Source organism: Gemmatimonadota bacterium, assembly GCA_009841265.1.
Classification (GTDB): Bacteria; JAAXHH01; JAAXHH01; order JAAXHH01; family JAAXHH01; genus JAAXHH01.
In genome coordinates this window covers 264141-290024 of the sequence record VXMB01000007.1, presented here as the reverse complement: position 1 = coordinate 290024, position 25884 = coordinate 264141, and the positions used below count along the sequence as shown (strand labels likewise).

Genomic DNA, 25884 nt, shown 5'->3' with positions numbered 1-25884 from the left:
AAGTTTGCCGGAACATCTGCCAAACTATCGGTGTAGTGGGATTGATTCCAGTGTTATGCCAACAGCTGGGCAAATCGCATCATACAAAACGCTTTCTCTGATTTAGTGAAATTGTGGAGTGCATCAGATATAACCCTTGCCGTTTAACGTAAAACGTTATAATAATATGATTCGGTCGTTTGGCGATCGTGAAACTCAATTGGTGTTCAGTCGCTTCCGATCCCGGAAGTTGCCACACGATATACAGCGGATAGCCGTTCGCAAACTTCGCATGCTAAACCGATCGACCATACTTGATGATCTTCGGGTACCACCGGCAAATCACCTCGAGAAACTACGCGGAGATCGCGCTGGCCAGTACAGCATAAGGATAAACGCAAAGTGGCGTATATGCTTCACGTGGAGAAACGGCGATGCCTACAATGTTGAAATCGTGGACTATCATTAGGAGATTCTGCCATGCGCAATGAAAAACTGGCTCCTGTACACCCAGGTGAGATTCTGATGGAAGAATTTCTCAAGCCGATGAATTTGAGTCAGAACCGGCTCGCACTTTCCATGGGCGTACCCGCACGTCGCATCAACGAAATCGTCCTGGGGAAGCGAGGTATTACAGCCGATACCGCGCTCAGGTTGGCGCGCTATTTCGGCATGTCACCACAATTCTGGATGGGTATTCAGATGGACTATGCGCTCGACGTTGCCGAAGACGAACTTGCAGATCGCCTGGAGACAGAGGTCCGACCGCATCCATTGGTAACACGGGCGGCATCTTCTTGAACATCACCACAATTTCCTTCGACGTGGACCAGACCCTTATCGACACGGACCGGGTCATCATGCGGTCCATGGAGTCCGCTCGCGATGAACTGATAAAGCGCGTACCGGGCAAGCGATCCCAGAGCCTGACGGTTGAGCAGATGTGGTCTATTCGTGACCGGGAAGAGAAAGATTACGTGGGAAAGGTAAGAGACTTCGACGAGATACGGCGGAGGTCCTTCCACAGGATGCTTGATCACGTGGGATACACGGGACCCGATCTTTCGGTGCGTCTCAACGAAGCATATCTGGAACACCGGTACAACGACATCAGACCTTACGAGGATGTAGTACCCATGCTCGATGCCCTCGACCGGCATTACAAACTTGGTCTGCTGTCGAACGGCAACAACTATCCGGAGTACTTCGGGCTCGCTGACCGTTTCGACTTCGCCGTCTACGCACAGGATATCGGCATCGAAAAGCCGGATCCGAGGACCTATCAGATCGCGGTGGAACGAGCAGGTTGTAGCCTGGACCAACTGCTACACGTGGGAGATTCGCTGGAAACGGACGTCAAAGGCGCACAGGCGGTCGGTGTACATGCGGTGTGGTTGAATCGCAATGGCGCATTCAATGATACGGGAATAGAACCTGATTATCAAATCGCTACATTGACCGAACTTCCTGCCCTGTTAAGTCTGGATTGAGCCTGATTCGAAACGTATTCACGTGAAATGAAGGTCAAGGAACATCATTCGGACATGCCAGATCACTTTGCCGGGCACCAGGTCCATCTGCAAACCGCGCGCCTGCAACTTCGTCCTTTCCGGGAGGCAGATTTCGAGATCGCGGAGGCCTACTACCGGGATCCCGAATTCCTGAACGCCATGGAAGGAGAACCGCCGGCCGATCCTCCGACGGCGGATTCGCTCACGCGGGTGGGCAGGATCATGGCAGAGCAAGGGTTTCTTTTTGCGATCGTGGAAAGGGCGAGCGGCCGGACGATCGGCGAGGTGTGTCTTCAGTGGATGAATCTGGACCGCGCAAAGATTCCGGGCGAGAAGGTGATGCGCATGCCGATCGGGATTTGGGACAAGTCCTTGTGGGGCCGAGGATATGGCCGGGAAGTAGTATGCTGTTTGATGGAGTACGCGTTTGAAGAGCTGGGAATCGACCGGCTTCGTCCCTTAGATGTTTCCGTGGACAACGCCCGTTCCGTCGCGCTATGGCGGGCCTGCGGACTGAGAATCGCAGGCGAATCGTCGGACAGAAAGCTGGATTTCGAGATCACGCGATCGGAATACGTCCGGCAACGCCCGATTCATCCCGATCAGAATCCATAAGGCAGGCTCAACGAAAGAACCTTTAAGAGCGACACAATGGGTGAAGTGATCCGATCTACTCCACCCGGCTGAACGCCAGTCGCTCTCCGGCGAATCCCTCGCGCCAGACGCTCGTGCACGCCTCCACCATCTCCTCGAGATTCTCCGTAACCTCGCCAAAGCGATTACCGGGGACCAGGCCCATGTTGGGCGACAGGATCAGATTGTCCCGTCCGTAGAAGATTGCAAGATCGACCAGACCCGTACTGAACGCGGCCTCGCGCAACGATGGCACATTGACGGCGCCGGGGGGGAAGAAGAAGTAAAGCAGATCGCCGGTGATCGGCGTAACGGTGGGATTCTCCATACCAATCTCGCTTGGCGCGAAGGATGGGACGAGGGTATAGACTTCGTTGCTCGCGTACTTGGCGTGATAGGCATCATTCTCCTGCGGCAATGCGTTCCACACCGCCTCGCACGTCTTCGGCGCAAGGTCATCCAGCAACCGCGCGATGCAGCTCACACCGCGTTTCTTCAAGGTCACTTCAATAAAACGATCCATGCCGATCTCCTTAGGTACCTGTCAAACGTCATGCGATGACTTCCATCAACCGTCCCAGTCCAGACTGCGGCTTCAGACGGTTCGCGAGGCGCAGGGCCTCCCACATCGTCACCTGGTTCGCCGTCAGCACCGTTTTGCCCACCGCCGTCTCGAGTTCGGGAAGGAAAGCCGCGGTGTACAGCGCGGTGTCCGGAATCAGGACCGCCTCCGCATCGGGATGATCGTTGGCCCGTGCAAAGCGCAACACCTCATCGCGTTCAATGAGCGCGGACTCATCCCCCGTCCAGACCCCGAGATACCCCATGTGGACCACTTCGATGCCATCCGAATCGAGAAAAGTACGAAAGGCTTTCGACAGTTCTTCCGGGTAGGTCGCCGCAATCGCAACCCGTCTTAGCCCGAGGGCATTGCAGGCACTGAGGAACGCCAGCGACGTACTCGATGCTGGAACACCGAGCGCATCGGCCAGGTCCTGCGCCTGGCGACGCGCGCCTTCCACCCCAAAGACGAAACTCCCGCTCGCGCACGCCCACATACAAACGTCGACGTCTTGAGGAATTAGCTCCTCCACTCCGGCGAGCAGGTATTCCCGGCTGCCGGTGATCAGCGTCTCGTCGATACGGTGCAGGTTTGGACTGTCAGTATGGACCACCCGGACATCCACCGCGGGCTTCAGCGACGCGGCCAGGCTAGGGTAGTCGTCCTCCGCGGAATGAAGAGGGTATAGTATCCCGACCTTCAGTGTGTCACCCATCGGTTACGGTTTCTCGCTCAGATAGTCGTAAACAACCCGCGCATATCCCTCGGAATAGCTGCTCTCCATGTGGAAGGCATCTCCGTATTCGAGCGGCGCGAGCGGGGTGAGGTCACACCGCAGTGAAGCGCCGAGTACGATTGTGCCCTTCCCCTGCGCGAAAGCGTGCACTTCCACGTCCCGGGTCGTTTCGGTGCAGTCGATCAGTTGTTTGAGGGCAGGTCCCGGGCCGTCCGCTCGGGGTATGATCTTCAAGCGCCAAGCCGGAGTAAGGGCGGGCATCGTGTCTTGGGACGCGTCGTGGGGTGCGTCGTGGCTGGCACCGGTATCCTGGGGAGCGTCGGCTTCCACGCTCGAGGCGATAGTCAATACCGGCACCCCGCCATAGGAAGTCTCCGTCATCATGGACCGGTCCGCATGGGTCACCTTTAAATCCGCGTACACCTTCGGCGTCCCGTAGATCTCCCGGCCCGCAGCAATGCCGGCGGGACCGTTGTGGAAGACGTGGGAGCAGTAGAACCCGGTTTGATCCCGGAAATGGCACTTCATCACGATAAAGGACTCTTCGAAGGGGCCGTAGAGCTCACAATCCGGCACCTCCAACCCGGAAGCCACGCACAACCCGTCCTTCGCCGCCTGCAAGGGTTCCGGGAGAAAGCCCTGTACGGCGGGAGGCGCGGCGTGAAAGAAGACGAACTGGAACCGCACGTTTCGATAAACTGCGGGAAGCGGGGGATAAAAGGGGCTCCCAGCCGGGATATTCCAGCCGTCTTCGTGTTTGAGTCTCATTTCCGGATCTCCAGCGACAAGGTCCGCGACCATGCAACTTGTCATTAACTTAAACGATTGGCATATTAGGTACAGGATGAATCCACCAACATCTTCGTCAGTGTCCCCGTCAACGTTTACACCCGTGTCCGCTACTGCCATTTCAGTCGGCGGTCTCGAGACCAACAGGTTAACCGCCAGAACGTAACTATGCCCAATTCCACGCCCAATATCATCTACATCCTCGCCGACGACATGGGATACGGCGACATGGGGTGCAACAACCCCGATTCGAAGATCCCGACGCCCCACCTGGACCTGCTCGCCGAGGGAGGCATGCGCTTCACCGACGCCCATGCTCCTTCGAGCGTGTGCACACCGAGCCGGTATGCCCTGCTGACCGGCCGCTACTGCTGGCGCACGCCCCTGCAGAACAGCGTCCTATGGCCCTACGATCCGCCCCTGATCGAGCCCGGCCGCCTCACCGCGGCGGAATTGCTTCGCGAGCAGGGCTACCGCACCGCGTGCATCGGGAAATGGCACCTCGGTTGGGAATGGGCCACACTGGACGGGAAGCCCGCGCACGAGGGTACCGCGGTGGGCAGGCTGGACCGGGAACTGCGGGAGGAGCGGGAACGGCAGGTCGATTTCAACGCGCCCATGCGCGGGGGACCGGTTGACTGTGGATTCGACACGTACTTCGGCGTGGATGTGCCGAATTTCCCGCCCTACACCTGGTTCGAGCAGGACCGGCTCGCCGGGGAGCCGACGGTACCTAAGCCCGACGAGATGTTCGGATGGCCCGGCATCATGAAACCGGGCTGGTCGCTCGAGGAGATGATCCCCGCTTTCATACGCCGCGCGGTCAATTACATCGAATCTTCCGGACCCGATCCGTTCTTCCTCTACTTCCCGCTCACGTCGCCCCACACGCCCATCGTGCCCAACGCGCCGTTCATTGGACGGAGCGGCTCGGGGCTTTACGGCGACTTCGTCTGCGAGGTGGACTGGGTGGTGGGCCAGATCATGGCTGCCCTGGAGCGCCGCGGAATCGCCGACGACACGCTGCTGATCTTCACCAGCGACAACGGACCGGAATGCGCCTCGGCCGCGGACGGCGGGAGCTACGAACACGCGCGCCGCCACGGTCATTACAGCATGGGGGACCTACGCGGCGTCAAGCGCGACGTCTGGGAAGGCGGACATCGGGTCCCCTTCCTTGCCCGGTGGCCGGGTGTTGTACCCGCCGGCGCGGTCTGCGACCAGCTCACCACCCTGGGCGACTTCATGGCGACCTGTGCCGACCTGACCGACGTCGATCTCGGGGAGGACGAAGGCGAGGACAGCGTGAGCATGCTTCCGCTGTTGCAGGGGGAGACCAGTGATCCGGTGCGGGATTTCGCCATTCACCACAGCTGCCACGGAACCTTCGCCATCCGCAGAGGCAACTGGGTCTTCATCGATGCCCCGGACGGAGACGACAACCGCGAACCCGACTGGTTCAAGGAGGAGCGGGGCTATACCGCCCACGACTTCCCCGGCGAACTCTTCGATCTCGATAAGGACATTTCGGAACGGGTAAACCGGTACGGCGACCATCCCGATCTCGTCCGGGAGTTGTCGCAGTTGCTGCAAAGGGTGAAGTCGGAAGACATCGCGGAAAGGCCCTCTCCCGCGAAATGACCCGATGTGTCCTCTTCGATCTGGATGGTACGCTGATAGACACGTTGAATCTGTATATTCGGGCGGTCGTCCAGACGCTGCAGGCGACCGGACACGACCTGTTGTCCCTGGAGGAAGTACTGGCGCTCCGCCTGAATTCCGAACCGCGCCTTATGGCCCATTTCTATCCTCCGGATGAGGTTGAAGGCGCCCACCAGCGATTCCTGGAAAACTACCGCGGACTGCACGCCAGGTACTTCGATGGCGTTTATCCCGGCGTTGAAGGACTGCTGAAATCGTTGCGAAGCCAAGGCATCAAATTGGGGATCGTTTCAGGCAAGAGCCGGGGCGCCTGGGAGATCACACGCGAACACACCCGGTTGGGCGCATTCGATACACTGGTCTTCGATGACGATGTATCCGCACCCAAACCGGATAGCGAAGGTCTCGTGAAGGCGATAAGCAACCTGAGCGCTTCACCTTCCGATACCGTCTACGTCGGCGATTCCGTCGATGACCTGCAAGCCGCGACGGCCGCGGGAGTCTCATTCTTCGCGGCCCTTTGGTCGAAATCCGAATCGGAAACGCTGGCTTTCGAGCAGGCCGCTGCGGAGATCGGCCCGTACACCGGTTTGGACCACCCCGGTGAGGTAGAGCGGCTGCTGCAGGAGGCCGGAAGGTGACCTGGCGGAGATCGTCACAGCGTCGTAACTGGAACGGAAAATGCCCGATTACAACTATCATTTCCATCGTGATGACGTGGAGGCGGCCCTGGCCTGCCTGGATGAACACGGGTTCTGCGTCATCCAACAGCTGATCGACCGGGACATGGTCGCAGCGTTGAAGGAATCCATCGACCGGCACCTGGATCCGGAGGGCGACCTGGCCCCGGCTTCCAACCGGTACCACATGTCCTTCGCCGAGGACAGCGAGCCCGTCTGGGATCTGGTGGACAACCCGGCCTACATGCAGTTCATTCGGACCGTCCACGGCACGGCCGACCTCTGCCTGCATCGTTCCGCGGCCATCCTGCGCACGCCGGGCGAGGGCATGGGCCGCTGGCACCAGGATCACCGGGGACATATCGAAAATCCGCAGCGGGCCAATGACGTCCTCAACCGCTATCCCATCCCCAGCGGTGCATGGTTCTATCTCAACGGGAGCCATCCGGATCGCAGCGGTATCGCGGTTATCGAAAAGTCCCACTATCTCGAGTGGGACGGCCCCGACGGGTTCGTCATGGGACCGGAACGAAGCGGCCTGTACCCCGAGGGCGGTACGCCCGACACGCCCTACGACCCCATGTCCGTGCCCGGCTGCGTCCCGGTCCTCGCCGACCCGGGCGACCTGATCTGCTTCGCCTCGCTCACCTGGCATGCCAATATGGCCACCCGCGAGCGGCGCTACTCCTGCGGCATCGGTTTCCGCCCGAAAGCGTGGCGCATCTACGCGCCGTGGCCCCTTCCCGCTTCCGTCGCCGCCCTCGCCGAACGGCTACCCGATCGCCTCAAGCACTTCACCGACGGTTACACGGGTTTCGACGGGGAGTGGAGGGCGGAATAGCCGGACGAAAAGGTGTAACTGCTTGTAATGGACATACGGATGCTCGACGCTTTCGAGACGAGGTACTACACAGGGCATCGAACAGACGGGGCAAGGCTGAAACGTCGTCGAGAATCGCAATGTTGGGGAGTTTATTAAAATCGCTTTCACACGTAGTACCCGTCAGTACGGCGATAAAGGGTACTCCGGCCCGTTCGGCCGTTAACGCATCCACCATGCTGTCTCCTACGTAGTACACATTGCCGGTTTTCATACGCAGGCTGGACACAGCAGTTAGCAATCCTTCGGGATGCGGCTTGTGTTCCGTTACATCTTCTCCACCTACGATGATGCTGAAGCGATCTGAAAGCCCTTCTCTCTCGAGGATATCTTCTATTCTGTACCGGAACTTGGTCGACACGATCCCCAATTCGAAACCGTTTTCGATCAATTGAGCAGTCGTGTCCTGAACACCGTCATATACCACCGTCAGATCGGCCATAATCTGGTCAGCTCGTTCGACGTAGCGGCTAACGAACACGTCGGCGTCCTCATTCCGCTTTTGTCCTGTCAGGCTTTGAAAAGTAGCCTTCAGTGACAAACCGATGGTATGCCTGATCCGCTCATCATCAGCCCGGGGCAGATCCATTCCATCCAGCGCGAAATTGACACACTCTATCACGCCTTTTGTCGAATCTGCTAACGTCAGGTCGAAATCAAATACAATCGCTCTCTCCATGCGTTCCGGCGTACACCTCTTTTTATTCAGCAATCACCTCTTGGTTCTTTCCGCGTCCCTTTCCTTGAACATCATCCGGTAATCGCGTAGTTTTGGATATAGTAAGGTCTGAACCGCCAGCCTGTGGGCAAGCTTCTCTCCAACGTGCCAATCACTTGTATCATGGCCCAATGTAAACGCGCGATCCATTCTGAGAAAGTCTACCGTTGATTACAACGTTGTTCTTCGACATCGGTGAAACCATTCTGGACGCCGGATCACAGATGGACGCGTTGATGGATGTACACCGAAACGTCCTGGAGGACTTTGGCTTTCCCATATCGCAGGACGAATACCGGCAGCTGGATGATGCGATGACCAGGTCATTCGTGCCTAGTGCAATGCATGCGATTACGTGGCATTTTGCGAATCCGGATAAAGGTCTGTATGACGACATAACTCGCAAGATTCGTTCGCAATATGATGAAATCAGGCAGATCGAAAGCCGACTCTATCCCGGTGTGGATCGACTGCTTGAGATGTTGGCAAATGATTTCACCCTTGGCCTTGCTGGAAATGCGCCTGCGTCGGTACTGAAATCACTGGATGTATTCGGTGTATTGCGCTGGTTCACACATACCGACATATCCGGGAGTATTGGAATCATGAAGCCGGATCAACGGTTCTTTGAGACCATTCTCGCAAATGCGGACACGCAAGCGTCTGAATCGGTCATGATCGGCGATCGGCTCGATAACGACATCATACCGGCCAAGCGAATCGGCATGAAGACCATCTGGATTCGGTGGGGGCGTTACAGTATCATGGAACCTCGCACACCGGATGATATTCCCGATGCGACAGTGGCCGATGTGCGTGAAGTGTCTACCGCACTGCGCTCGTGGTTTGGTTGACGCCCCGAACCCAGGCGGTACAGTATCCTGCTGAAGCTGCTGATGCCGGTTGCTATCGATTTAATGAGTAAACCATGCGTTCCCATCCGTCCGCTTCTGATCGCCTTCCCGAACCCGTCCAGTCCCGCCTGAGGGGCTATTCTTCCGACGGCCGAAACCTCCGGACCGAATCCTGCTCCGACGTATTCCTCTACACGCATCCGCTGAAGAGCGGTCTGATCCTGAAGACGAGGGACATCCGGCTGAGACCACAGGAATTGGACCTGCTGGCGGAGACCGTGGCCCTTACCTGGTTGCAGGACAAACTCCCTGTGCCTGAGTACCGGTGTTTTCACGTGGAAGGCGATACGCAGTACCTGCTCATGACGCAGTTGGAAGGCGTATCGGGAATACATCCGGAAGCGACCGGCGATCCAGCGCGCCTCGTGGAGGAGTTCGCACGGGGCCTGCGCGATGTACACGCACTGGATATCGGATCCTGTCCCATGGATTGGCGCATGTCGCGGTTCTTTCAGTGGGCGGAAGAGTTGATCGAAAGCGGTGCGCTGGACGACCAGTTAAAGGAAGGCGAGCACCGAACCATTCTTCTCGACAAACTGTCTGATATAAAGGAGGCCGTTCCGGAAGAGGAAGACCTGGTCTTCACACACGGCGATTACTGCCTGCCCAACGTCCTGTTCAAGGACGGCGAACTGACCGGATTCATAGACCTTGGTTTCGCGGGTGTCGGCGACCGGTACCTGGATTTCGTGTCCGCGAGCTGGACGATACAGAGAAACCTGGGCGAAGAGTGGATCTCCCCGTTTTTCCACGCCTATGGTCTCGAGCATCCCGACCGAGAGAAAATGGGGACCTGGCAAAGCGTTTTCGAATTTGTTTTTCAATAGGAAAAGGCGCGCGAACGACACCGCGACGGGAGACGCAAAACCTGTACCCACCACGGAGCCAGTATTGAACCGCAGTCCGCCCAGACTGCCTCAATACCAGGACGCATACGCCGCCCGCTTCAAGCATCGAAGCATGGCGGAAGCATATGAGGGCAGGCCTCCTTATCCGGATGAAACCTTCAGGATACTGTTGGGGTTGCCCGGAGTGACGGGAGGAAGCGTCCTTGACGTTGGGTGCGGTACGGGAAGGATAGCAAGATCGCTCGTTGACCACGTGGCGGGCGTGGACGCGGTCGACTTCTCGCGCGAGATGATCCGCGTGGGCAGATCCCTGGATAAGGGCAGCCATCCGAAACTCAACTGGATTCTGGGTCGAGTCGAAGAGGTTGAGCTAAAACCGGGCTACTCGCTGGTAACCGCCGGAGCGAGCATCCATTGGATGGACTGGAGCGTGGTGTTCCGGAAGTTTCATGAGTTGCTGACACCGGACGGGAACGTTGCGATCATTGAGGGAGACCGCCCCTTCAATGCGCCCTGGAGCGACGCGGAGCGCGAACTCATACGACAGTATTCCACCAATCGTCATTATCAACAGATCGACTTGATTAAGGTGCTTGTGGATCGAAACCATCTGCTCCTGGCCGGAGACAGAAGGACGGTCCCGGTTGGCTTCTCCCAGACTGTAGACGACTACGTCGCGTCCTTTCATTCGAGAGAGAGCATGTCCAGGGAACACATGGGCGACAGTAAAGTCAGGGACTTCGACGCCGAACTGTCCCGGATCCTCGCAGACTTTTCCGATGACGAAGGGATTATCCACTTCCAGCTGCAGACCAGGGTTGCCTGGGGAAGGCCGCTGGCATAGAAAGACGAAGGTCTCCCGATGAACATCCCCCACACCCAGGTCGAGGCCCTCCTTCGCGAGGCGGCCAATCAGATCGTCATGCCGCTTTGGAGAAACCTGGGTCGGGAGGACGTTTCCGAGAAGAGTGCTGGCGATTTGACAACGTCGGCCGATACCCGGTGCGAGGCCTTCCTGGCATCTCACCTACCCCGGTTGATCGAAGGTGCGCTGGTCCTGGGCGAGGAAAGCGTTTATGACGATCCCGACCTGTTGGACATGTTGCAAACGGACGCGCCTGTCTGGGTCATCGATCCCCTGGATGGCACGCGGTACTTCGCGGCAGGTGAGCCGAAGTTCGCCATCATGGTCTGCCTTATTCAGGCGGGCACGACGTTAGGAGCGTGGATTCTCAACCCTTTAGATGGCGTCCTGACGAGTGCAGAAAGGGGAGGTGGCGCATTCCAGGGAGGTGGTGCCGTTCAGGATGGTGGGCGCCTGGACGCCGATTCCACGCGCCTGGTCGTCGACCCATTGCCCCTGCCCCTGGATCGTGCCCGTGGCGTGGCCATGACGTGGTATCTCCCGGATGCGCTCAAACCCACCGCCGAAGCGGCGAAGGATAGCTTCCAATTCATAGAACGCACCCGGTGCGCCGGCTATAACTATCCTTCTTTCGCAAAGAACGAATTGCAGTTCCTGTTCTTCTATCGCACCCTGGTCTGGGATCACGCGCCGGGCGTCCTGATCGCGCAGGAGGCGGGCGGCTTCGTTCGAAGACTGGACGGCACCGAGTACTCCCCTGTGGATGATCGCAAGGGGCTGCTGTGTGCCAACAACCAGGAAACGTGGAAATCGGTACAGCGGACGCTGGTGCCGTCAGTATCGGTAGTCGGTTAGGCTCCGCGTAAGGCTCCGCTACGACTTTAGGTACCGGACAACAGCTGATGTCAAAAATTCTTGACACACCAGTCGATGTCTATTATTTTTTACATCATGTCAAGTATATCAGTCATTTCGTCCGCATTGGGAGACGCCATGAACATGTCCTTTGAAGAGAAGAGTGTCTGGGTTGAATTCGTCAGTTACTTCATCGGCCTGGGCGGCTACATGATTGTCGCCGGCCGCATGCTGTCAAACGGTGTCAGTGCCTTGCCGCCCTTCGTGCCGGTCTTCGCCGTGGCGGTCGTCTTCATCGTGGCCGTAAATATCGTAGGACACATCGTCGCGGCAGCCACCAGCCGGTCGGACGAGGTCGACGAGCGTGATCGGCTCATTGGCTGGCGCGCAGAAAGCGGGTCGTCGTGGATCCTGGGTCTCGGCGTCATTGGCGCGATCACGGCGCTGATCTTTTCAGTTGGCAGCGTCTGGGTGGCTCACTTGCTTCTCATCTCGTTGTTCGTATCCGAGGTGACGAAGAACGTGTTGCAGATCGTCTACTACCGCCGGGGGATCTGAACGTGGCTAGATCGAGGATGAGCATCCGCAACCAGATCCGGATCCTGCGGTTCCGCCAAGGCGAGATGACGCAGCAGCAACTCGCCGACCGGGTCGGTGTCACCCGGCAGACGGTCAATGCGATCGAGCGAGGCAAATACTCGCCGTCGCTTGAAGTTGCGTTCCGGATAGCCCACGTATTCGGGGAGCCGCTCGAAGAAGTGTTTCAGTTCGTCGACGCTACCGGGTGTCGGGGATAGACGCAAGTAACCACGCCCCCGGCGTCCTGATCGCGCAGGAGGCGGGCGGTTTCGTGCGAAGGCTGGACGGCACCGAGTATTCGCAGGTGGATGACCGAAGTGGTTTGCTGTGCGCCAACAACGCAGAAACATGGACCTCGGTACAGCGGACGCTGGTGCCGACCGTCGAGGTCGTCGGCAGCATCTAGCTGCTTTCCCTCTGTGGAAGTCAGGGATAACGTGGCCCCGCGCCATCCACGGGGCCACGCCTGGCCGCGAACGACCGGTTCACGATGCGAGGCGACGCTTCGCCTCGAGACGTCCTTCTATCTCGTGGTCTGAAGCGTCCGGACCATACCGGTGTAAGGTAACGGCGGATCAAGCCGCCATACCCGGGATTCAGCCGCAACTTTTTCCAGATCGGCAAGCGTTATGACAAACGAATCCGATACCCTTTCAAGTTGGTCAGCGGGCTCGGTGTTTTCCTCGAAATATCCTCCCATAGAATCGGAGGGCTTCGAATGCCCGGTGGATTCGTCATACACCAGCGTAAGGTTTAATAGCACCGGCTTGCTTTCCGATTTGCCGTCACTGGCGTAGATGACCGCCGGCAATACGGGAACGATACCGACGTTCCCGTATACAGACGCGAACTCGGCCGGCGTTACGGAACTCCGTGGCCGGATGATGAATCGACTGCCATACCGATCGACGCAGAGCAGCGCTTCCTCGGGGGATCGAATGCCCAGCCTGCCGGGAATCGCGATACCGAACCGGTAGGTAATAACGTCCTCCTCATAGTCCGACGCCGGATCCCCCTCGAACTCCAAGTCCGTCCCGGGACCAGCAGGGAACTGGACGATGCGATATCGATCATAGACCGGGTCGTTAACGATCGGAGGATGGTTTGGTCCGTGGTGCACGGGCCGAACCAGGTACTTCGTGTCGAAGGTGGCCAGTACCGATTGCGTATACTGCGCCGGCTGCGACAGCTCCGTTGACGGCTTCACCTGCGGTGACGGCGTGGAATCTGAGAATCCGATCCAGGCGACCACGAACGTGACCGCGAGTAAAGGAACCAAAAAGTAGGAAACCAGGTTTGACCGTGACATGGGTAGCTCCCTTGTTGCTGTGTGAAAGTGAACAGGAAGGAACTACGGACATGAGGTCACGGAGGAGATCTCGACTGCCAGCTGCTGCTTATGACATCTGGCAACCCGTGGTTTGTGTTTGAATCGCTGTCGACGCGAATGACCGGAGAGGTAGAGACGGGCAGCAGGATCTTGCGAGACAACGAGTTGACGTGCAGACCGCACAAATCCACCAACCCGTCCAGAGACAGCCTGGCCTGCAAAAAAGAGAAGCATTTGCACATCCAGAGCCCGATCATGGTCTTTCCTCCGGGGCACGTCGAGGCTGACGGCGTATCTACCCTGTTTTACTGTCGCGGTGGTTGTCTGGTTCCCGGAAAAGGGTGAACAGACGCACCACGGGCCGGTTTTTTGGATGCCATTCAGGAACTGGAAACACTGGGCGGCCGCAACCCGGTGTATCTGGCCCGCGGCCGGATGAGCTGGTCCCTTTCATACTGTTCGATCGCGTGTCCGATCCAGCCGGCCGTGCGGCCGAGGGCAAACAGAGCCATGGCGCTGCCTTCGGGCATGTTGAGAACGCGAACCAGCGCCGTGAGGGCCAGGTCGATGTTGTACCGGTCCGGGACCAGACGATGGGTCGTTTCGATGATTTCCCGCGCAAGCAGCAGGTCCTTCGATCCCGGAAACCGATCCTCCAGCTTGCGCAACAGCAGGCTCGCCCGGGGGTCCACGTCACGGTAAACGGCGTGCCCGAACCCGGGGATCTTCTCACCGATCCGCAACCGGTTGGCGATCGCCCGTTCAACGCTGCCGATCGATTCCGCCTCCTGAAACAGCGCTTCGACACGCTCGCTGGCTGCGCCATGCTTATAGCCGCGCAGTGCCGCGAGTCCCGCGCAGACCGCGCTGTAGGGCGTCGTTCCCGCCGATGCGGCGCATCGCACAGTAAAGGTCGATACATTCAACTCGTGATCCGCGAACAGCACCAGGGTCGTATTGATCAGCTCCGCCGCGCCTTCAATGTCCGGCGCCCAGGCCCTTCGCACCGCCTGGGCGATCCCGCCCATCGGATCTTCGCCCGTGGCCACGCCTGTCATGAACCAGAGAATCCGCATGCCCGTCGCGGCGACCGTGTCCCGTCGCAGGTCCAGTGCGGCCAGGTCATCCGCCTCGGCCAGGGGAAGCAGCGTCTGGAAGCGTTCGACGGGTTTGAGCTTATTCAATTTCAACCAGCTTTCGCGGTAGTCCCGCTGGTAGGTGTTTGAGAAAATCGGAAAAGAAAACCGCTTGTCATTCGTCCAGATCAAAGCCGCGACGCGTTCGAACGATTCGTTCGCCGCCAGGATCGTCGCGTCCCGGCCCCGGTAGAACAGCCGTTCATCCGTGATCAGCGTGATCGCCGATTCCAGGATCGGATCTCCCGTGTGCAGGGCCCTTTTTACCGCCCATCCCGGATTCCGGCGGGCGCGCTTGCGGGCCTTCAGCCGCTCGATGTCCTCACTGCGATACAACCGCTTCCGCCTGCCGTCGCCGCTTGCTTCGGACCGGATCATGCCGCGGCTTACATACGCATAGAGCGTCGACGGACTGACGTTCAGCGCGGAAGCCGCTTCGGTGGATGTCATGTATCTTCGGCTGTTCATGAAAGATCCTCTCGTTTTGATGGCCGCTCGGATTGATGGCCCGCCGGGGTATGTCCCATTTCAAAAACTTATGTTGATTGATATTTTAATCAATATTGACAATATGTCAAATCACTTTTTGTTAGATACAGACGGACCCTCTGGCCATCTGCCTGATATAGGAGCAACACTTTGCACCAAATTGCCGTATTACCCGGTGACGGGATCGGACCTGAAATCACCCGCGAGGCCGTTAAGGTACTGAAGGCTGTGGGGGAGCGGCACCAACTGGATCTCGTCTTCACCTACCACCTGGTCGGGGGAGCACTGCTCGATGCACAGGGCGTCGCATTGTCCGATGAGGTCGTGGAAGCTTGCAGGCGCAGCGATGCGGTTCTTTTTGGCGCGGTGGGCGGCCCCAAATGGGACCACCTGGACATGCAGGACCGGGCGGACCATGCCCTGATTCGACTACGGCAGGAACTAAACGTCTACGTGAACCTGCGGCAGTTCAGGTTGTACGCGGGGCTGGAAGACGCGTCCGCGGTCAAAGCCGATATCATAAGCGAGGGCGTTGACTTCATCATATTGCGGGAGCTTTCCAGCGGCGCCTATTACGGACAACCCAAGTTCAACGAAGTCACCCCCAGCGGCAGAAGGGCCGTCGACACCATCGAGTACTACGATTTCCAGGTCGAACGACTGGCGCGATACGGATACGAACTGGCGCGCCAAAGGCGTGGCAGACTGACCTCGATGTCGAAGTGGAATGCCCTCGAATCCTCCAGGCTCTGGCGCGATGTCGTCGATGAAGTAGCACCGGACTATGCCGATGTCGATACACGGCATGAAATCGTCGACGCCGGCGCCATGAACCTGATTCAGCGGCCCGCCGAGTACGACGTGATCGTCATGCCCAACATGTTCGGCGATATACTGGGCGACGAGGCGGCTGTGCTTGCCGGGTCTATCGGAATGGTTCCATCCGCGGAGATCTCACTGGACGGCACTTCGCTGTATGAGCCGATACACGGGAGCGCGAATGACATCGAAGGGAAGAACATCGCGAATCCCATCGCAATGATCCTGAGCGGCGCCCTGATGCTGCGACACAGCCTGGCATGTCCGGACGGCGCCGACGAGATCGATCGTGCGGTCGGCAGGGTGATCGAAGACGGTTACAGAACGGCAGACATCCGTAGAACCGACGATCAAAAGCGGGTATCCACCTCGGAAATGGGCGATCTGGTGGTTAACAGGATAACACGAATTCCCTGACAGGAAGCATACCATGTCATTTTCACCCGGTCTCAAGGACGTCGTTGCAGCGGAAACCCGCCTGAGTCATGTCGATGGCGAAGCCGGCATACTGGTCATCGGGGGATATCCACTCGAGGAGATCGCGGAACGCGCGACTTACGAGGAGATGGTATACCTACTGTGGCATGGAAAGCTGCCCACCGCGGTCGCCCTTGATGGATTCGCTGGTGAACTAGCCGCGAGCCGCCCGCTGCCCGGTGTCACCTTCGATCTGCTGCGCGGTGCAGCGAAAGAAAGACGCCCCGTCATCGACGCCGTCCGCATGGCCGTCGCGTCCCTTCCTTCCATCGACGACACGGCCGACGCCCGGTCCCTGGTGGCCGGCTTGCCGACCATCGTGGCGGCGTATTGGCGTCTGCTGCACGGCAAAGAGCCGGTAGAACCTGAAGCCGGTCTCGGCCATGTGGCCAATCTGCTGTACATGTTGCACGGTGAAATCCCGGGCGATGACCGTGTACGTGCACTGACGACCTATCTCAACACGGTGATCGACCACGGCATGAACGCCTCCACCTTCACGGCGCGGGTCATCGTTTCCACGCGTTCCGACTTCGTTTCTGCCGTTACGGGTGCGATCGGCGCGCTCAAGGGGCCGCTGCACGGCGGCGCACCCGGTCCCGTCATTTCGATGCTCGAAGCGATCGGCGTCGTCAAAAACGCCGAGTCCTTCCTTCGTGCAAAACTCGAATCCGGTGAACGCCTCATGGGCTTCGGACACGCGGTTTACCGGGTTCGCGACCCGCGGGCCGACGTCCTTTCGAGCGCAGCCCGCGCATTCTTCGACCGTGAAGACGACCTGTACGCCCTGGCCGTGCACGTCGAGAAAACCGCCCTCGAACTCCTCGAAGAATACAAACCCGGCCGGCGCCTGCAGACCAACGTCGAGTTCTATACCGCCTTGGTCCTCAAGGGGCTGGGTCTCCACCCGGACCTCTTCACCCCCATGTTCGCCGTGGGACGCGTCGCCGGCTGGACCGCCCATTGCATCGAGCAGCGGGCTGTAGACCGCATCTTTCGTCCGGAGTCCCTTTACTCGGGCGATAAGACCAGGCAGTGGGCGCCCATTGACGAACGGTAGCGCGATTCCACAGGCGGCGCTTTGCTACGCTCATCATCGACTTAACGCTGGCATATCGCGTTCGAACTCCGCATAATATCGACTTGAGACATCGATACGGATATCGGCATGATTTCGGAATGGTCACCAGGGTCATACTGGGAAAGGAACAGTCTATGGCGATGGTCGACATGAAGCAGATCCACGCCCTGCAGGACGCGACGGAACTGCTGGCGCGCCCTGACGAACTGCTGCAACGCGCCGCGCAGCACGGCTGCCTGTTTTTCCGGCGTCTGCTCGATCCGGCGCGCGTGATGGAGGTCCGGCGCCAGGTACTCGCCGTGTGCCGGGAACACGGGTGGCTTGCCCCCGGATCGGATCTCAATGCCGGCATCGCGAATTCCGGTATCAGCGTGTTCGAAGGCGACGACTCCCGATGGCAGGCTTTCTATGATGATGTCCAGCGGATCCGCGACTTCCACGCACTGGCCCTGGATCCCGCTGTGATCGGTATGCTCGAAGTGCTGTTCGGAGAACCCGTGCTTGCCCACAGCCGGAACATCTGCCGGCTCGTGTTCCCGGACACGAACGCCCACTCGACCCCGCCTCACCAGGACAACTACTTCATCGGCGGTTCGGACGAGACATGGACGGCCTGGATCCCGCTGGGTGACTGTCCGGAGGAACTCGGCGGGCTCGCCGTCAACCGGGGATCCCACCGCGGCGGCATGCTGGAGACGACCGAGGGCGTGGGGCCGGGCGGACGCCAGGTACCCGTCGAAGACGCTACCGCGTGGGTCGGTGGCGATTATGCCTGCGGCGACGTGATCATCCTGCACAGCCTGACCATCCACCAGGGCCGGGACAACCTCTCCGGCGACCGGCTCCGGCTGTCGTCCGACTACCGGTACCAGCCGAGAAGCCACCCTGTCCGGGAGGATTCCCTCCAGCCCCACATGAACTGGTTAACGTGGGACCAGGTTTACGAGAACTGGGATGAGTACGATCCGGTAAAGTACTACTGGAGGGATTGGGACCTGGACGTGGTCAAGCGGGAGCCGCGTTAGGCGTTGCGGTGGGTGTCACGGCGCGCATCGCGGCAAGCATCGCAGCGCGTACCATGGAAACCACGCCGGCCCGAACCTGGATACACCCGGATATGCCCAATCCCCTTACCAAAACTGCCCAGCACCTGGTGCGGATGTTTCTGCCCAAACCGATGGCGGCGCCGGTCGATCTATCGGGGCGCCACGTGATCGTGACGGGGGCGTCACCCGGTTCGCTCGGGTACGTAACCGCGAGGATCCTCGCTGGCTGGGGCGCGACGGTCGTGGCGACCCGGGTCCGCGATGTCGCTTTGATGGGATCGTCGCTGAAAGATGATCTGCGCAAGCGCGGCGCCGACGCGGACAACCTCACTGCGCATGCACTCGATCTCCGGGATCCGGACAGCGTCACCGCCTTCGCCAACTGGTACCGAGGCCGACACCAGGGCAAGCTCCATGTCCTGGTCAACAACGCGGGCATCCACAGGAAGACCCTGGCCCCGCGCAGCGAAGCACCATTGACCGAAGATGGCTTCGAGGTCCACTGGCGGACCAACTATCTCGGCGCCTTTCACCTGACCTGGGCGTTGCTGCCCCTCCTGCAGACAGGCGGACTCGAAAGCGGCGACGCGCGGGTCGTCAACGTGTCCTCCGGACTCCACGACCGGGCTGGGAACGCGGATCTTTTTGGCGAGATTGCGCACCGCCACCGGCCGAACCGCGATTTGTCGCGCCGCAACTTGCCGCATGGCGATTTGCCACCCCACGATAGGCCGCGCTACCACTCCTGGGACGCGTACGGCAAGTCGAAACTGGCGATGAATCACATGGCCTTTGAAATTGAAAGACGATTCGCCGAATCACACAACCTGCACGGGGTGGCCGTACACCCGGGCGTCGTGATGACCAACCTGACCCTGCCGCAGGCGTTTCGAGGACGGATCGGCAAGGTTACGCATCGTATCAGTTCCGCGCTGGCCTCGTTGGTCCTGCTGTCCCCGACTGCCGGGGCGCAGACCATCGTGATGTGTGCAAGCCAGCACCCGCTGCAAGGGAGTAAATACTACGAGCGTTGCGCCGTCGCCGAACCGAGCGCTGACAGCCTGGACGCTGACGCCTCGAAACGCCTGTGGGAGCAGTCGGAACGGTGGGTCGGGACCCTCGCGCAAAACGCTGCACACCGCACAGTGCGCAACGCAAATCCGTAATCAATCCACGAGAATCAAACCTCGGGAAGTTCCGCTTTGGACGGCAAATTATTGGAACGGGGATTCGTACCCTGGTCGCTGACGTCCGCGCATCGCAGGGCGCTGGACACCGATGGCTTCATCGTGCTGGAGGGAATCATCTCGCCGGACTGGCTCGCCGGTTTGCGCCACGCTTTCGATGAGATCCATGACCGCGAAGGCGACAAGGCCGGCGAGGAGGTCGCGCAGATGGAAGGCTTGCGCCGGCTTGCCGATCTGATTAACAAGGGATCGGTATTCGACGCGGTCTACCTGCAGCCCGAGCTCTTGACGGCGGTCTACCATGTCCTGCAGCGGCCGTTCAAGCTGCACTCGCTCAACGGGCACGACCCGCTGCCCGGAAGCGGGCTGCAAATCCTGCACGCCGATTGGGGCCAACCCGCCGCGCCCTGCGGACCCTACCACGTCGTCAACTCCATGTGGATGCTCGACGATTTCACCCGGATCAACGGTGCGACGCGATGCGTACCCGGCAGCCACCGGATACCCGGCCGTATTACCGACCACATAGCCGATCGTCTGGCGGACCACCCCGACCAGGTATACCTGACGGGAAGCGCCGGTTCGGTGGCCGTATTCAACGGCAGCCTCTGGCACAGCTCCTATGTAAACCGAAGCGACGCCCCCCGGCGCGCTCTGCACTGCGCCTTCATCGCCCGTGAACACCCCCAGCAGACGAATCAGCGGGAGTATCTCCAGGCCGAGACGGCCCAACGCCTGTCCCCGCTGGCGCGCTACGTCCTGGATGTCGAGGACGACCCTCGGTAATTCGATTACCCAAACAGCTCCTGCACCATGTCCCGCGCCCGCTCGATCACGGTTTCAAGGCAGCCGGGGGCGAGCTTGGCCCAGTAGGTAACGTCTTCGTTGGCCTCGTGCCCACCACGGGGATAGGCCTCCCTTGTCGGCAGGTAACCTACATAGTGCGACGTGAGATGTGCCGGAAACAGATAGGAAGCCGGCGAGTTTACTTTGAGTGCCAGTTGCCCTTCCACGAAGGGTTCCCCGGGAAGTCCAATAATACAGAGGTCGCCGATGCGAAAGGCCTGGATCTCGTAGCTGAACGCAACGTCCCGCTGCCTGCACAGTTCGACGCTGCGGGTCGATGCCGCCCGGAACCAGTGCGGATCCACCTGCCCGTCCGCTTCACGCGGCGGCTCCGGATGCTCGGTGAGTATCGCATCGACTTCACGCAGGCGCTCGTCCGGGATTCCCCGAAAAGGCAGGCCTATCGTGTCGATCCGGGTATCCAGCGCGGCTTCTTCAGCGTACGTCATCTCGCGCACGATATGTTCGCTCAGGCCGGACAATCCGTGGCCCATCCGCCGGTGGTCCGGCTGAAAATCCGGGTCGTAGGGATGCCAGGGGTTGATGTTGCCACAACACCCATTGACGACCAGCGGAACTGTGTCGGCACCAAAGGCCTGCTGCATCTCGTGGGACCAGGCGCCGGGCCAATCCGCAGACGCGGCCAGGAAGGTCTCGCTGTTACCGTACGCGTTGACCGGGTGACAGGTGTAGTGCAGAAGAAAGGCCAGCGGTTTTCCGTTCAAATCCTGGACGCAGCACACGCCCACCTCCGGGTCGATGGGACCTTCCAGGTAGCATACATCCGAGATCCCGAAGGGCTGCCGCTCCCGACCCTGTGGCCTGGGCATGAATATGGTGCCGTCCCGGCGTATGCCACGCCGGTTGAAAGCCAGGTCACCCGACACGCCGCGGCCCAGCCCGATACGAGCGGGCTCTAGCCTGCCCGCTGCTTCGATCGCGGCCTCTACGGCCGCAGACGCGGCCCGATCGCCATAAGCGCGTTCGGCCCCGCGCAGATACTCCGTCTCCTCGCTGGTCTCCAGCGGAAAATCCGGATCCAGCATGAAGTAGCCGAGGCTCGGGGCGGAATGGGTCTGCGTCGCCTGGACCATGATCGCGTCCCGTTCAATGCCTGTCTGCTCGCAGATTTCCGCGCGGACCCGGTCCGTGTAGTCACCAGTGACGATGGTGAGATCCAGGATCACCAGGCAGACGCGCCGCCCGCCCGCCTGGAATACGATGGCTTTGGCATAGAGCGGATCGATCACGGCCTGGGTCGGACGGTGGTCACCGGCCCCGCTGCCCGCCAGATGCGTTCCTTCGGGTGGGGATATGTCGATCATCGCCGCGCCGGCGCTCAAATGGCTTGACGCGTCCATGGTTTTCCTTTCTTCGGACCCTGTGTCGTCGTTTTCCTTTCGCCGCAAGTTGATACAGACTAACATAAAGCATCCACATCACATTTTAGAAAGGGGAATTCGATCATGATCGAATGGCTGGGTATCGAACACCTTTTCGAACTGTCCCGGACGGAAGCCATCTGGGGATTCTTCACCCCGTTGATCATCTACGCCGTGTTTTTCGTGGTCCAGCTCATGCTTCCCGGCAGGTGGGTCCCCGGCTACGTCGTCAACCCGGAGACCGGTGAGCCCCGCAACTACCGCCTGAACGGCATGCTCGTGTTCTTGATCGCGATCGTCGTGTGGGCGCTTGAACTCACCGGGCTTCCCCACGACTGGTTTTACCGGTCCTCGGTCTATGCCGTGGCCGGTGGAACGGTCTTCAGCATAATCTTCACCCTGATCGCCGTGTTTACTCAACCGGAAGGCAAGGTGAAGAAATGGTTCCTGGCGTGGTGGTTCGGCCGCGCGCAGGAGATTTCGTTCTTCAACGAACGCATCGACGTGAAGATGTACATGTACGTCGTCGGGGGAACTATGCTGTCGCTCAACGCCTTGTCCGGCGCCGTGTATCACTACGAGCTCTTCGGCGAAAACGCCAATCCGGGCGTCATCCTCTACGCGGCGTTCTTCACCTTTTACATCATGGACTACATGGTCTTCGAGCGCGTACAGCTCTATACCTACGACCTGATCCACGAGAATGTCGGCTTCAAGCTGATCTGGGGCTGCCTCGTGGTCTACGGCTGGCTGTTCATTCTCCCACTGTGGGGCATGGCCGCTCACCCGAACCCCGAATTCTCGCCCGCCTGGACTAACTTCTGGCTCATCGGCGCGTCCGCTCTGTTCCTGTTCGGCTGGAGCATCTCGCGCGGCGCCAACCTGCAGAAATACACCTTCAAGCGATGGCCCGACCGCAAGTTCCTCGGCCTCATCGCGCCGAAGTACATCCAGGCCGGCGAACGCAGGATCCTGTGCAGCGGCCTGTGGGGCGTCGCCCGCCACTTAAACTATATGGGAGAGGGGTTCCTTGCCCTGTCCATCGCCCTGATATTCGGCTACTTCACGAACTTCTGGGCCTGGACCTACTTCATCTTCATCGTGTCCCTGTTCATGTACCGGCAATGGGACGACGACCGTCACTGCGCCGAGAAATACGGCGCCGAGAAGTGGGCGGAATATCGGGAGCGGGTGAAGTACCGGATCGTGCCGGGGATCTACTAAATGTCAGAGCCCGAGATCTATCGCTTGGTCGTGTGGACCATATTCGTACTGGCCGCCGCGGCCTTCCTGTTCGTGCTCTGGAGACCGGCACCATACGGTCGACACTTTAAGGGAACCGGTTGGGGACTCACCGTCTCCAGCAGGGCAGGATGGATCGGCATGGAGTTCCCGGCGGTCTTCCTGTTCCTGTACATCTATCTGCAGGGAAACGCGACGTGGGACACAGTCCCGCTGGTGTTCCTGGCGATGTGGCAGTTCCACTACGTCAACCGGACGCTCATTTACCCGTTCCGGATCCGCACCGGGCGAAGCATGCCCCTGGTCGCCGCGGCATCGGGGTTCTTCTTCAATGTACTGAACGCATACGTGAACGCCCGGTTCATATCTCACTTCGGCGAGTACGGCGTTTCATGGTTGACCCAGCCGTGTTTTCTGATCGGACTGCTGGTTTTCGCGTGTGGCATGTTACTAAACTTGCACAGCGACCACATTCTGGTGTGCCTGCGGAAACAGGGAAGAAAAGGGTACGCCATCCCCGACCGTGGCGCCTTCAGGTATGTCTCCTGCCCGAATTATCTCGGTGAGATATTGGAATGGACGGGATGGGCGATTGCGACCTGGTCGCTCGCGGGGCTGGCGTTCTGTGTCTTCACGATCGCCAACCTGGTCCCCAGAGCCCACAGCAATCACCGCTGGTACCGGGAACGCTTACCGGATTATCCGCCGGGTCGCTGGGCTCTTATTCCTGGGGTGTACTGAAGAGAAGCTCGCTCAAACCTTCCTCGCCACGTGCCGGTCTTCGTAAACCCCTTTGAGGAACTTCTCGGGATTGAGTTCTTCGGGCATATAGTGCCAGGCCGTGCTGTAGCGGGTGCGGCTGCTGTGGTTGTCGTAGGCGCCGTGCAGGAGATTGGCGGAAAACAGCACGACCGTGCCCGCGGGAATAACCAGGTCCACGGCCTGCGCCTCATCGACCTTCGTCCAGCTGCCATGCCTGCTTAGCTCACTGCGGTGCTCGACAATTTCGCCGATCCGGTGGCTGCCCGGCACTACCCGCAGGCAACCATTCTCCACGTCCGCATCTTCCAGGTAGATCCCGCAGCTGACGATGCGATCCGTATCGGTCCCAAAATAGAAGTTGTCCTGGTGCCAGCCCGTCGACGTACCGCCATCGGGCAACTTCGGAAAGAACTTGGTGCCGAACACGTCGAGATTCTCGCCGATCAACTCGGCCACGCGGTCTACGATCGCCGGTTCGCGCGCCAGTTCCAGCACGCGTTCCTCGACCACGCATACCCCCTGGACTTTGTGCAGCAAGCCCGCCCGAGGTTCGCCCCGTTCGTTCAGCTCGAGTGACCAGTGCGGCATTTGTCCGGTCAATCGGCTGCCCTCGGCGACGAGTTCGTCGAATACCTGCTTGTACCAGGCCAGTCGCTCGCCCTGTAACAGGGATTCGAAAACGAGAAAACCGTCTTCCCGGTAACGAATGACTTGTTCGTCGTTCAACATGAGCACCTCTTTGGAATGGCGGCGTTCACCCTACCTGGAACCTGGTTATCGCCGTTTTTTAGCGACGCGTGCTCCGGTAACCGGTACCGAGCCGCGGAATCAACCGCCTTGCGTTTCCTCGAGTGTCTCCAGCCAACGATAGCCGTAAGCCGGAACCAGGGGTGATCCGGTCATGCTGCCGGGTGATCCGGTCATGTCGTCGGGAGACATGCTGAACTTCTCGACGCGCAGCCGGTAGTCGAATTCGTGCCTCGGGTGGAAGCCGACAATCTCGCCGCGGTAGGGGGTGCCGTTGAAGACCTTGCAGTACCCGGGATGGCCGTCGCCGCACTCGACCCTTCCCCAATCGATGGTGATTTCTTCATCCTCTGTTCCTTCAGCCCTGGTCTTCGAGACCACGCTCGTCAGGACGTACCGGCCATCGTCGTACCGGTTCGCCTCGAGGACATAGTGGTAGCCCGCCTCGTAATCGAAGTCGTTGATGGTGTCGTCGTACGGCACGCCATTCACCACCGGACAGAAGTCGTCGCTCCGGGCGCATACAACACGCGCGGGACCTACCGTCAGGGTTACCTTCGTGGAAGGCGCCGGGTTCTTCTCCAACTGCTCCAGCAATCGGTAGGCGTAACGGCTGGCGTCCTGCGGCGGCTCCCGCCCGCCCCATGGATCGTACTTTCCGATCCTGAGGCGATAGTTGTAGCCGGTCTCGTACTCGAAACCTTCGATCGCATCGTAGAAAAAACCGCCGTCGACCACCATGCAGGTTCGCAGGCCCACGCCATAGCACTTGGCCAGAGTGGGGCCGACAGTAACGACCCGGGTCTCGATGTACTCCTGCCCGTCCGGGCCGGGGCCTGTCGGATCCTTGTCGCCGTCACAGCCGGCGAAAACGCTGACAGTGAAAAGGGCCACCAGGAGCGGCAGAAAGAAGCTTTCGCAGCGACAGGTTTGAGTATACGAGGATGCCATGGTATCGTGCTCTGGATGGTGTCTTGCCTGGTTGGTGTCTTGCCCTGGATGGAACTACCGGATCTGTATTTAAAACTGCAACATTTCCTCTGTATCATCAAGACGATTCTGCGGCGAGGTGGTTCCACGAAAGCGTTCATTTTCCCCCATATTCCTCTTGCCTGAGCACGGGTAAAAT

At 59.5% G+C, this 25884-nt stretch carries 30 protein-coding genes; 21 read left to right on the top strand and 9 right to left on the bottom strand.

Features of this window, described 5'->3' with window-relative positions; translation table 11 throughout:
• Positions 1–166: 166 nt before the first annotated feature.
• Genes F4X08_02990 through F4X08_02975 form a run of 4 tightly spaced genes read left to right on the top strand, consistent with a single transcriptional unit; the run spans position 167 to position 2105 of the window.
• Positions 167–448 carry a type II toxin-antitoxin system RelE/ParE family toxin gene (locus F4X08_02990; GenBank protein MYD24764.1) on the top strand — a complete coding sequence of 94 codons (282 nt, stop codon included), beginning with the start codon at positions 167–169 and terminating at the stop codon, positions 446–448.
• A gap of 11 nt (positions 449–459) precedes the next feature.
• Entirely contained in the window at positions 460–780 is a 321-nt protein-coding gene (locus F4X08_02985) for a HigA family addiction module antidote protein (GenBank protein ID MYD24763.1), read from the top strand.
• Complete coding sequence (locus F4X08_02980) at positions 663–1469, top strand: HAD family hydrolase (GenBank protein ID MYD24762.1); 807 nt, start codon at positions 663–665, stop codon at positions 1467–1469. Before F4X08_02985 ends, F4X08_02980 begins: the two co-directional genes overlap by 118 nt.
• A 27-nt stretch (positions 1470–1496) precedes the next feature.
• Complete coding sequence (locus F4X08_02975) at positions 1497–2105, top strand: GNAT family N-acetyltransferase (protein MYD24761.1); 609 nt, start codon at positions 1497–1499, stop codon at positions 2103–2105.
• A 55-nt stretch (positions 2106–2160) separates the two neighbouring features.
• On the opposite strand, the gene F4X08_02970 is transcribed toward F4X08_02975, so the two are convergent.
• From F4X08_02970 to F4X08_02960, 3 genes are read right to left on the bottom strand one after another with little or no spacing between them, the layout of a single operon-like run.
• A complete protein-coding gene (locus F4X08_02970; protein ID MYD24760.1) occupies positions 2161–2646 on the bottom strand; it encodes a DUF3830 family protein in 486 nt (161 codons plus the stop codon).
• A gap of 28 nt (positions 2647–2674) precedes the next feature.
• Positions 2675–3400: a decarboxylase gene (locus tag F4X08_02965; GenBank protein MYD24759.1), complete on the bottom strand. Its 726-nt coding sequence runs from the start codon at positions 3398–3400 to the stop codon at positions 2675–2677.
• A 3-nt stretch (positions 3401–3403) separates the two neighbouring features.
• The gene (locus F4X08_02960; protein ID MYD24758.1) at positions 3404–4330 is read right to left on the bottom strand and encodes a hypothetical protein; all 927 of its coding nucleotides are present in this window, start codon (positions 4328–4330) and stop codon (positions 3404–3406) included.
• Positions 4331–4378: 48 nt separating this feature from the next.
• Here F4X08_02960 and F4X08_02955 point away from each other — a divergent pair, with 48 nt between their 5' ends.
• Genes F4X08_02955 through F4X08_02945 form a run of 3 tightly spaced genes read left to right on the top strand, consistent with a single transcriptional unit; the run spans position 4379 to position 7393 of the window.
• Positions 4379–5851, top strand: coding sequence for an arylsulfatase (locus F4X08_02955; GenBank protein MYD24757.1), 1473 nt, complete (start codon positions 4379–4381; stop codon positions 5849–5851).
• On the top strand, positions 5848–6513 hold the full coding sequence (locus F4X08_02950; protein MYD24756.1) for an HAD family hydrolase: 666 nt from the start codon (positions 5848–5850) through the stop codon (positions 6511–6513). Before F4X08_02955 ends, F4X08_02950 begins: the two co-directional genes overlap by 4 nt.
• Before the next feature lie 40 nt (positions 6514–6553).
• Entirely contained in the window at positions 6554–7393 is an 840-nt protein-coding gene (locus F4X08_02945) for a phytanoyl-CoA dioxygenase family protein (GenBank protein MYD24755.1), read from the top strand.
• Here the strand turns inward: F4X08_02945 and F4X08_02940 are convergent.
• Positions 7347–8111, bottom strand: coding sequence for an HAD family hydrolase (locus F4X08_02940; protein ID MYD24754.1), 765 nt, complete (start codon positions 8109–8111; stop codon positions 7347–7349). The two genes, F4X08_02945 and F4X08_02940, sit on opposite strands and share 47 nt — an antisense overlap.
• A 218-nt stretch (positions 8112–8329) precedes the next feature.
• On the opposite strand from F4X08_02940, the gene F4X08_02935 reads away from it, so the two are divergent.
• From F4X08_02935 to F4X08_02905, 7 genes are all read left to right on the top strand, one after another.
• Positions 8330–9004 (top strand): HAD family hydrolase, encoded by a 675-nt coding sequence (locus F4X08_02935; protein MYD24753.1) that lies wholly within the window; start codon positions 8330–8332, stop codon positions 9002–9004.
• Positions 9005–9078: 74 nt separating this feature from the next.
• Complete coding sequence (locus F4X08_02930; GenBank protein ID MYD24752.1) at positions 9079–9891, top strand: aminoglycoside 3'-phosphotransferase; 813 nt, start codon at positions 9079–9081, stop codon at positions 9889–9891.
• On the top strand, positions 9821–10756 hold the full coding sequence (locus tag F4X08_02925) for a class I SAM-dependent methyltransferase (GenBank protein MYD24751.1): 936 nt from the start codon (positions 9821–9823) through the stop codon (positions 10754–10756). Before F4X08_02930 ends, F4X08_02925 begins: the two co-directional genes overlap by 71 nt.
• A gap of 18 nt (positions 10757–10774) precedes the next feature.
• A complete protein-coding gene (locus tag F4X08_02920) occupies positions 10775–11632 on the top strand; it encodes an inositol monophosphatase (protein MYD24750.1) in 858 nt (285 codons plus the stop codon).
• A 138-nt stretch (positions 11633–11770) separates the two neighbouring features.
• Positions 11771–12190, top strand: a complete 420-nt coding sequence (locus F4X08_02915) for a hypothetical protein (protein MYD24749.1) — start codon at positions 11771–11773, stop codon at positions 12188–12190.
• 17 nt (positions 12191–12207) lie between these two features.
• A complete protein-coding gene (locus tag F4X08_02910; protein ID MYD24748.1) occupies positions 12208–12429 on the top strand; it encodes a helix-turn-helix transcriptional regulator in 222 nt (73 codons plus the stop codon).
• Positions 12417–12617 (top strand): hypothetical protein, encoded by a 201-nt coding sequence (locus F4X08_02905; GenBank protein ID MYD24747.1) that lies wholly within the window; start codon positions 12417–12419, stop codon positions 12615–12617. Before F4X08_02910 ends, F4X08_02905 begins: the two co-directional genes overlap by 13 nt.
• 117 nt (positions 12618–12734) lie before the next feature.
• Here F4X08_02905 and F4X08_02900 read toward each other — a convergent pair whose 3' ends face one another.
• Positions 12735–13520, bottom strand: a complete 786-nt coding sequence (locus F4X08_02900) for a hypothetical protein (GenBank protein MYD24746.1) — start codon at positions 13518–13520, stop codon at positions 12735–12737.
• A 401-nt stretch (positions 13521–13921) separates the two neighbouring features.
• A complete protein-coding gene (locus F4X08_02895) occupies positions 13922–15145 on the bottom strand; it encodes a MerR family transcriptional regulator (protein ID MYD24745.1) in 1224 nt (407 codons plus the stop codon).
• Between the two features lie 171 nt (positions 15146–15316).
• On the opposite strand from F4X08_02895, the gene leuB reads away from it, so the two are divergent.
• From leuB to F4X08_02870, 5 genes are all read left to right on the top strand, one after another.
• Entirely contained in the window at positions 15317–16402 is a 1086-nt protein-coding gene (gene leuB / locus F4X08_02890) for a 3-isopropylmalate dehydrogenase (protein ID MYD24744.1), read from the top strand.
• 13 nt (positions 16403–16415) lie between these two features.
• Positions 16416–17522, top strand: coding sequence for a citrate synthase/methylcitrate synthase (locus F4X08_02885; protein MYD24743.1), 1107 nt, complete (start codon positions 16416–16418; stop codon positions 17520–17522).
• 119 nt (positions 17523–17641) lie between these two features.
• Positions 17642–18568, top strand: a complete 927-nt coding sequence (locus F4X08_02880) for a phytanoyl-CoA dioxygenase family protein (GenBank protein ID MYD24742.1) — start codon at positions 17642–17644, stop codon at positions 18566–18568.
• Between the two features lie 53 nt (positions 18569–18621).
• Complete coding sequence (locus F4X08_02875) at positions 18622–19755, top strand: SDR family NAD(P)-dependent oxidoreductase (GenBank protein ID MYD24741.1); 1134 nt, start codon at positions 18622–18624, stop codon at positions 19753–19755.
• Between the two features lie 3 nt (positions 19756–19758).
• Positions 19759–20562, top strand: coding sequence for a phytanoyl-CoA dioxygenase family protein (locus tag F4X08_02870; GenBank protein ID MYD24740.1), 804 nt, complete (start codon positions 19759–19761; stop codon positions 20560–20562).
• A 5-nt stretch (positions 20563–20567) separates the two neighbouring features.
• Here the strand turns inward: F4X08_02870 and F4X08_02865 are convergent, their stop codons facing one another.
• Positions 20568–21983: a hypothetical protein gene (locus F4X08_02865; protein MYD24739.1), complete on the bottom strand. Its 1416-nt coding sequence runs from the start codon at positions 21981–21983 to the stop codon at positions 20568–20570.
• A gap of 105 nt (positions 21984–22088) precedes the next feature.
• On the opposite strand from F4X08_02865, the gene F4X08_02860 reads away from it, so the two are divergent.
• Positions 22089–23228 (top strand): DUF1295 domain-containing protein, encoded by a 1140-nt coding sequence (locus tag F4X08_02860; protein ID MYD24738.1) that lies wholly within the window; start codon positions 22089–22091, stop codon positions 23226–23228.
• Positions 23229–23987 carry a DUF1295 domain-containing protein gene (locus F4X08_02855; GenBank protein ID MYD24737.1) on the top strand — a complete coding sequence of 253 codons (759 nt, stop codon included), beginning with the start codon at positions 23229–23231 and terminating at the stop codon, positions 23985–23987. It abuts the gene before it with no gap.
• Between the two features lie 12 nt (positions 23988–23999).
• Here F4X08_02855 and F4X08_02850 read toward each other — a convergent pair whose 3' ends face one another.
• Both F4X08_02850 and F4X08_02845 read right to left on the bottom strand, forming a co-directional pair.
• A complete protein-coding gene (locus F4X08_02850) occupies positions 24000–24737 on the bottom strand; it encodes a phytanoyl-CoA dioxygenase family protein (GenBank protein ID MYD24736.1) in 738 nt (245 codons plus the stop codon).
• Positions 24738–24836: 99 nt separating this feature from the next.
• Entirely contained in the window at positions 24837–25706 is an 870-nt protein-coding gene (locus F4X08_02845) for a DUF4377 domain-containing protein (GenBank protein MYD24735.1), read from the bottom strand.
• Positions 25707–25884 lie beyond the last annotated feature (178 nt).

Bases quoted from the DNA above. Each gene is read 5' to 3' on its own strand.
- F4X08_02990 (MYD24764.1), top strand. From the start codon at position 167: ATGATTCGGTCGTTTGGCGATCGTGAAACTCAATTGGTGTTCAGTCGC.
- F4X08_02985 (MYD24763.1), top strand. From the start codon at position 460: ATGCGCAATGAAAAACTGGCTCCTGTACACCCAGGTGAGATTCTGATG.
- F4X08_02975 (MYD24761.1), top strand. From the start codon at position 1,497: ATGAAGGTCAAGGAACATCATTCGGACATGCCAGATCACTTTGCCGGG.
- F4X08_02970 (MYD24760.1), bottom strand. From the start codon at position 2,646: ATGGATCGTTTTATTGAAGTGACCTTGAAGAAACGCGGTGTGAGCTGC.
- F4X08_02965 (MYD24759.1), bottom strand. From the start codon at position 3,400: ATGGGTGACACACTGAAGGTCGGGATACTATACCCTCTTCATTCCGCG.
- F4X08_02960 (MYD24758.1), bottom strand. From the start codon at position 4,330: ATGGCAGTAGCGGACACGGGTGTAAACGTTGACGGGGACACTGACGAA.
- F4X08_02955 (MYD24757.1), top strand. From the start codon at position 4,379: ATGCCCAATTCCACGCCCAATATCATCTACATCCTCGCCGACGACATG.
- F4X08_02950 (MYD24756.1), top strand. From the start codon at position 5,848: ATGACCCGATGTGTCCTCTTCGATCTGGATGGTACGCTGATAGACACG.
- F4X08_02945 (MYD24755.1), top strand. From the start codon at position 6,554: ATGCCCGATTACAACTATCATTTCCATCGTGATGACGTGGAGGCGGCC.
- F4X08_02940 (MYD24754.1), bottom strand. From the start codon at position 8,111: ATGGAGAGAGCGATTGTATTTGATTTCGACCTGACGTTAGCAGATTCG.
- F4X08_02930 (MYD24752.1), top strand. From the start codon at position 9,079: ATGCGTTCCCATCCGTCCGCTTCTGATCGCCTTCCCGAACCCGTCCAG.
- F4X08_02925 (MYD24751.1), top strand. From the start codon at position 9,821: ATGGTCTCGAGCATCCCGACCGAGAGAAAATGGGGACCTGGCAAAGCG.
- F4X08_02920 (MYD24750.1), top strand. From the start codon at position 10,775: ATGAACATCCCCCACACCCAGGTCGAGGCCCTCCTTCGCGAGGCGGCC.
- F4X08_02915 (MYD24749.1), top strand. From the start codon at position 11,771: ATGAACATGTCCTTTGAAGAGAAGAGTGTCTGGGTTGAATTCGTCAGT.
- F4X08_02910 (MYD24748.1), top strand. From the start codon at position 12,208: ATGAGCATCCGCAACCAGATCCGGATCCTGCGGTTCCGCCAAGGCGAG.
- F4X08_02900 (MYD24746.1), bottom strand. From the start codon at position 13,520: ATGTCACGGTCAAACCTGGTTTCCTACTTTTTGGTTCCTTTACTCGCG.
- F4X08_02895 (MYD24745.1), bottom strand. From the start codon at position 15,145: ATGAACAGCCGAAGATACATGACATCCACCGAAGCGGCTTCCGCGCTG.
- F4X08_02885 (MYD24743.1), top strand. From the start codon at position 16,416: ATGTCATTTTCACCCGGTCTCAAGGACGTCGTTGCAGCGGAAACCCGC.
- F4X08_02880 (MYD24742.1), top strand. From the start codon at position 17,642: ATGGTCACCAGGGTCATACTGGGAAAGGAACAGTCTATGGCGATGGTC.
- F4X08_02875 (MYD24741.1), top strand. From the start codon at position 18,622: ATGGAAACCACGCCGGCCCGAACCTGGATACACCCGGATATGCCCAAT.
- F4X08_02865 (MYD24739.1), bottom strand. From the start codon at position 21,983: ATGGACGCGTCAAGCCATTTGAGCGCCGGCGCGGCGATGATCGACATA.
- F4X08_02860 (MYD24738.1), top strand. From the start codon at position 22,089: ATGATCGAATGGCTGGGTATCGAACACCTTTTCGAACTGTCCCGGACG.
- F4X08_02855 (MYD24737.1), top strand. From the start codon at position 23,229: ATGTCAGAGCCCGAGATCTATCGCTTGGTCGTGTGGACCATATTCGTA.
- F4X08_02850 (MYD24736.1), bottom strand. From the start codon at position 24,737: ATGTTGAACGACGAACAAGTCATTCGTTACCGGGAAGACGGTTTTCTC.
- F4X08_02845 (MYD24735.1), bottom strand. From the start codon at position 25,706: ATGGCATCCTCGTATACTCAAACCTGTCGCTGCGAAAGCTTCTTTCTG.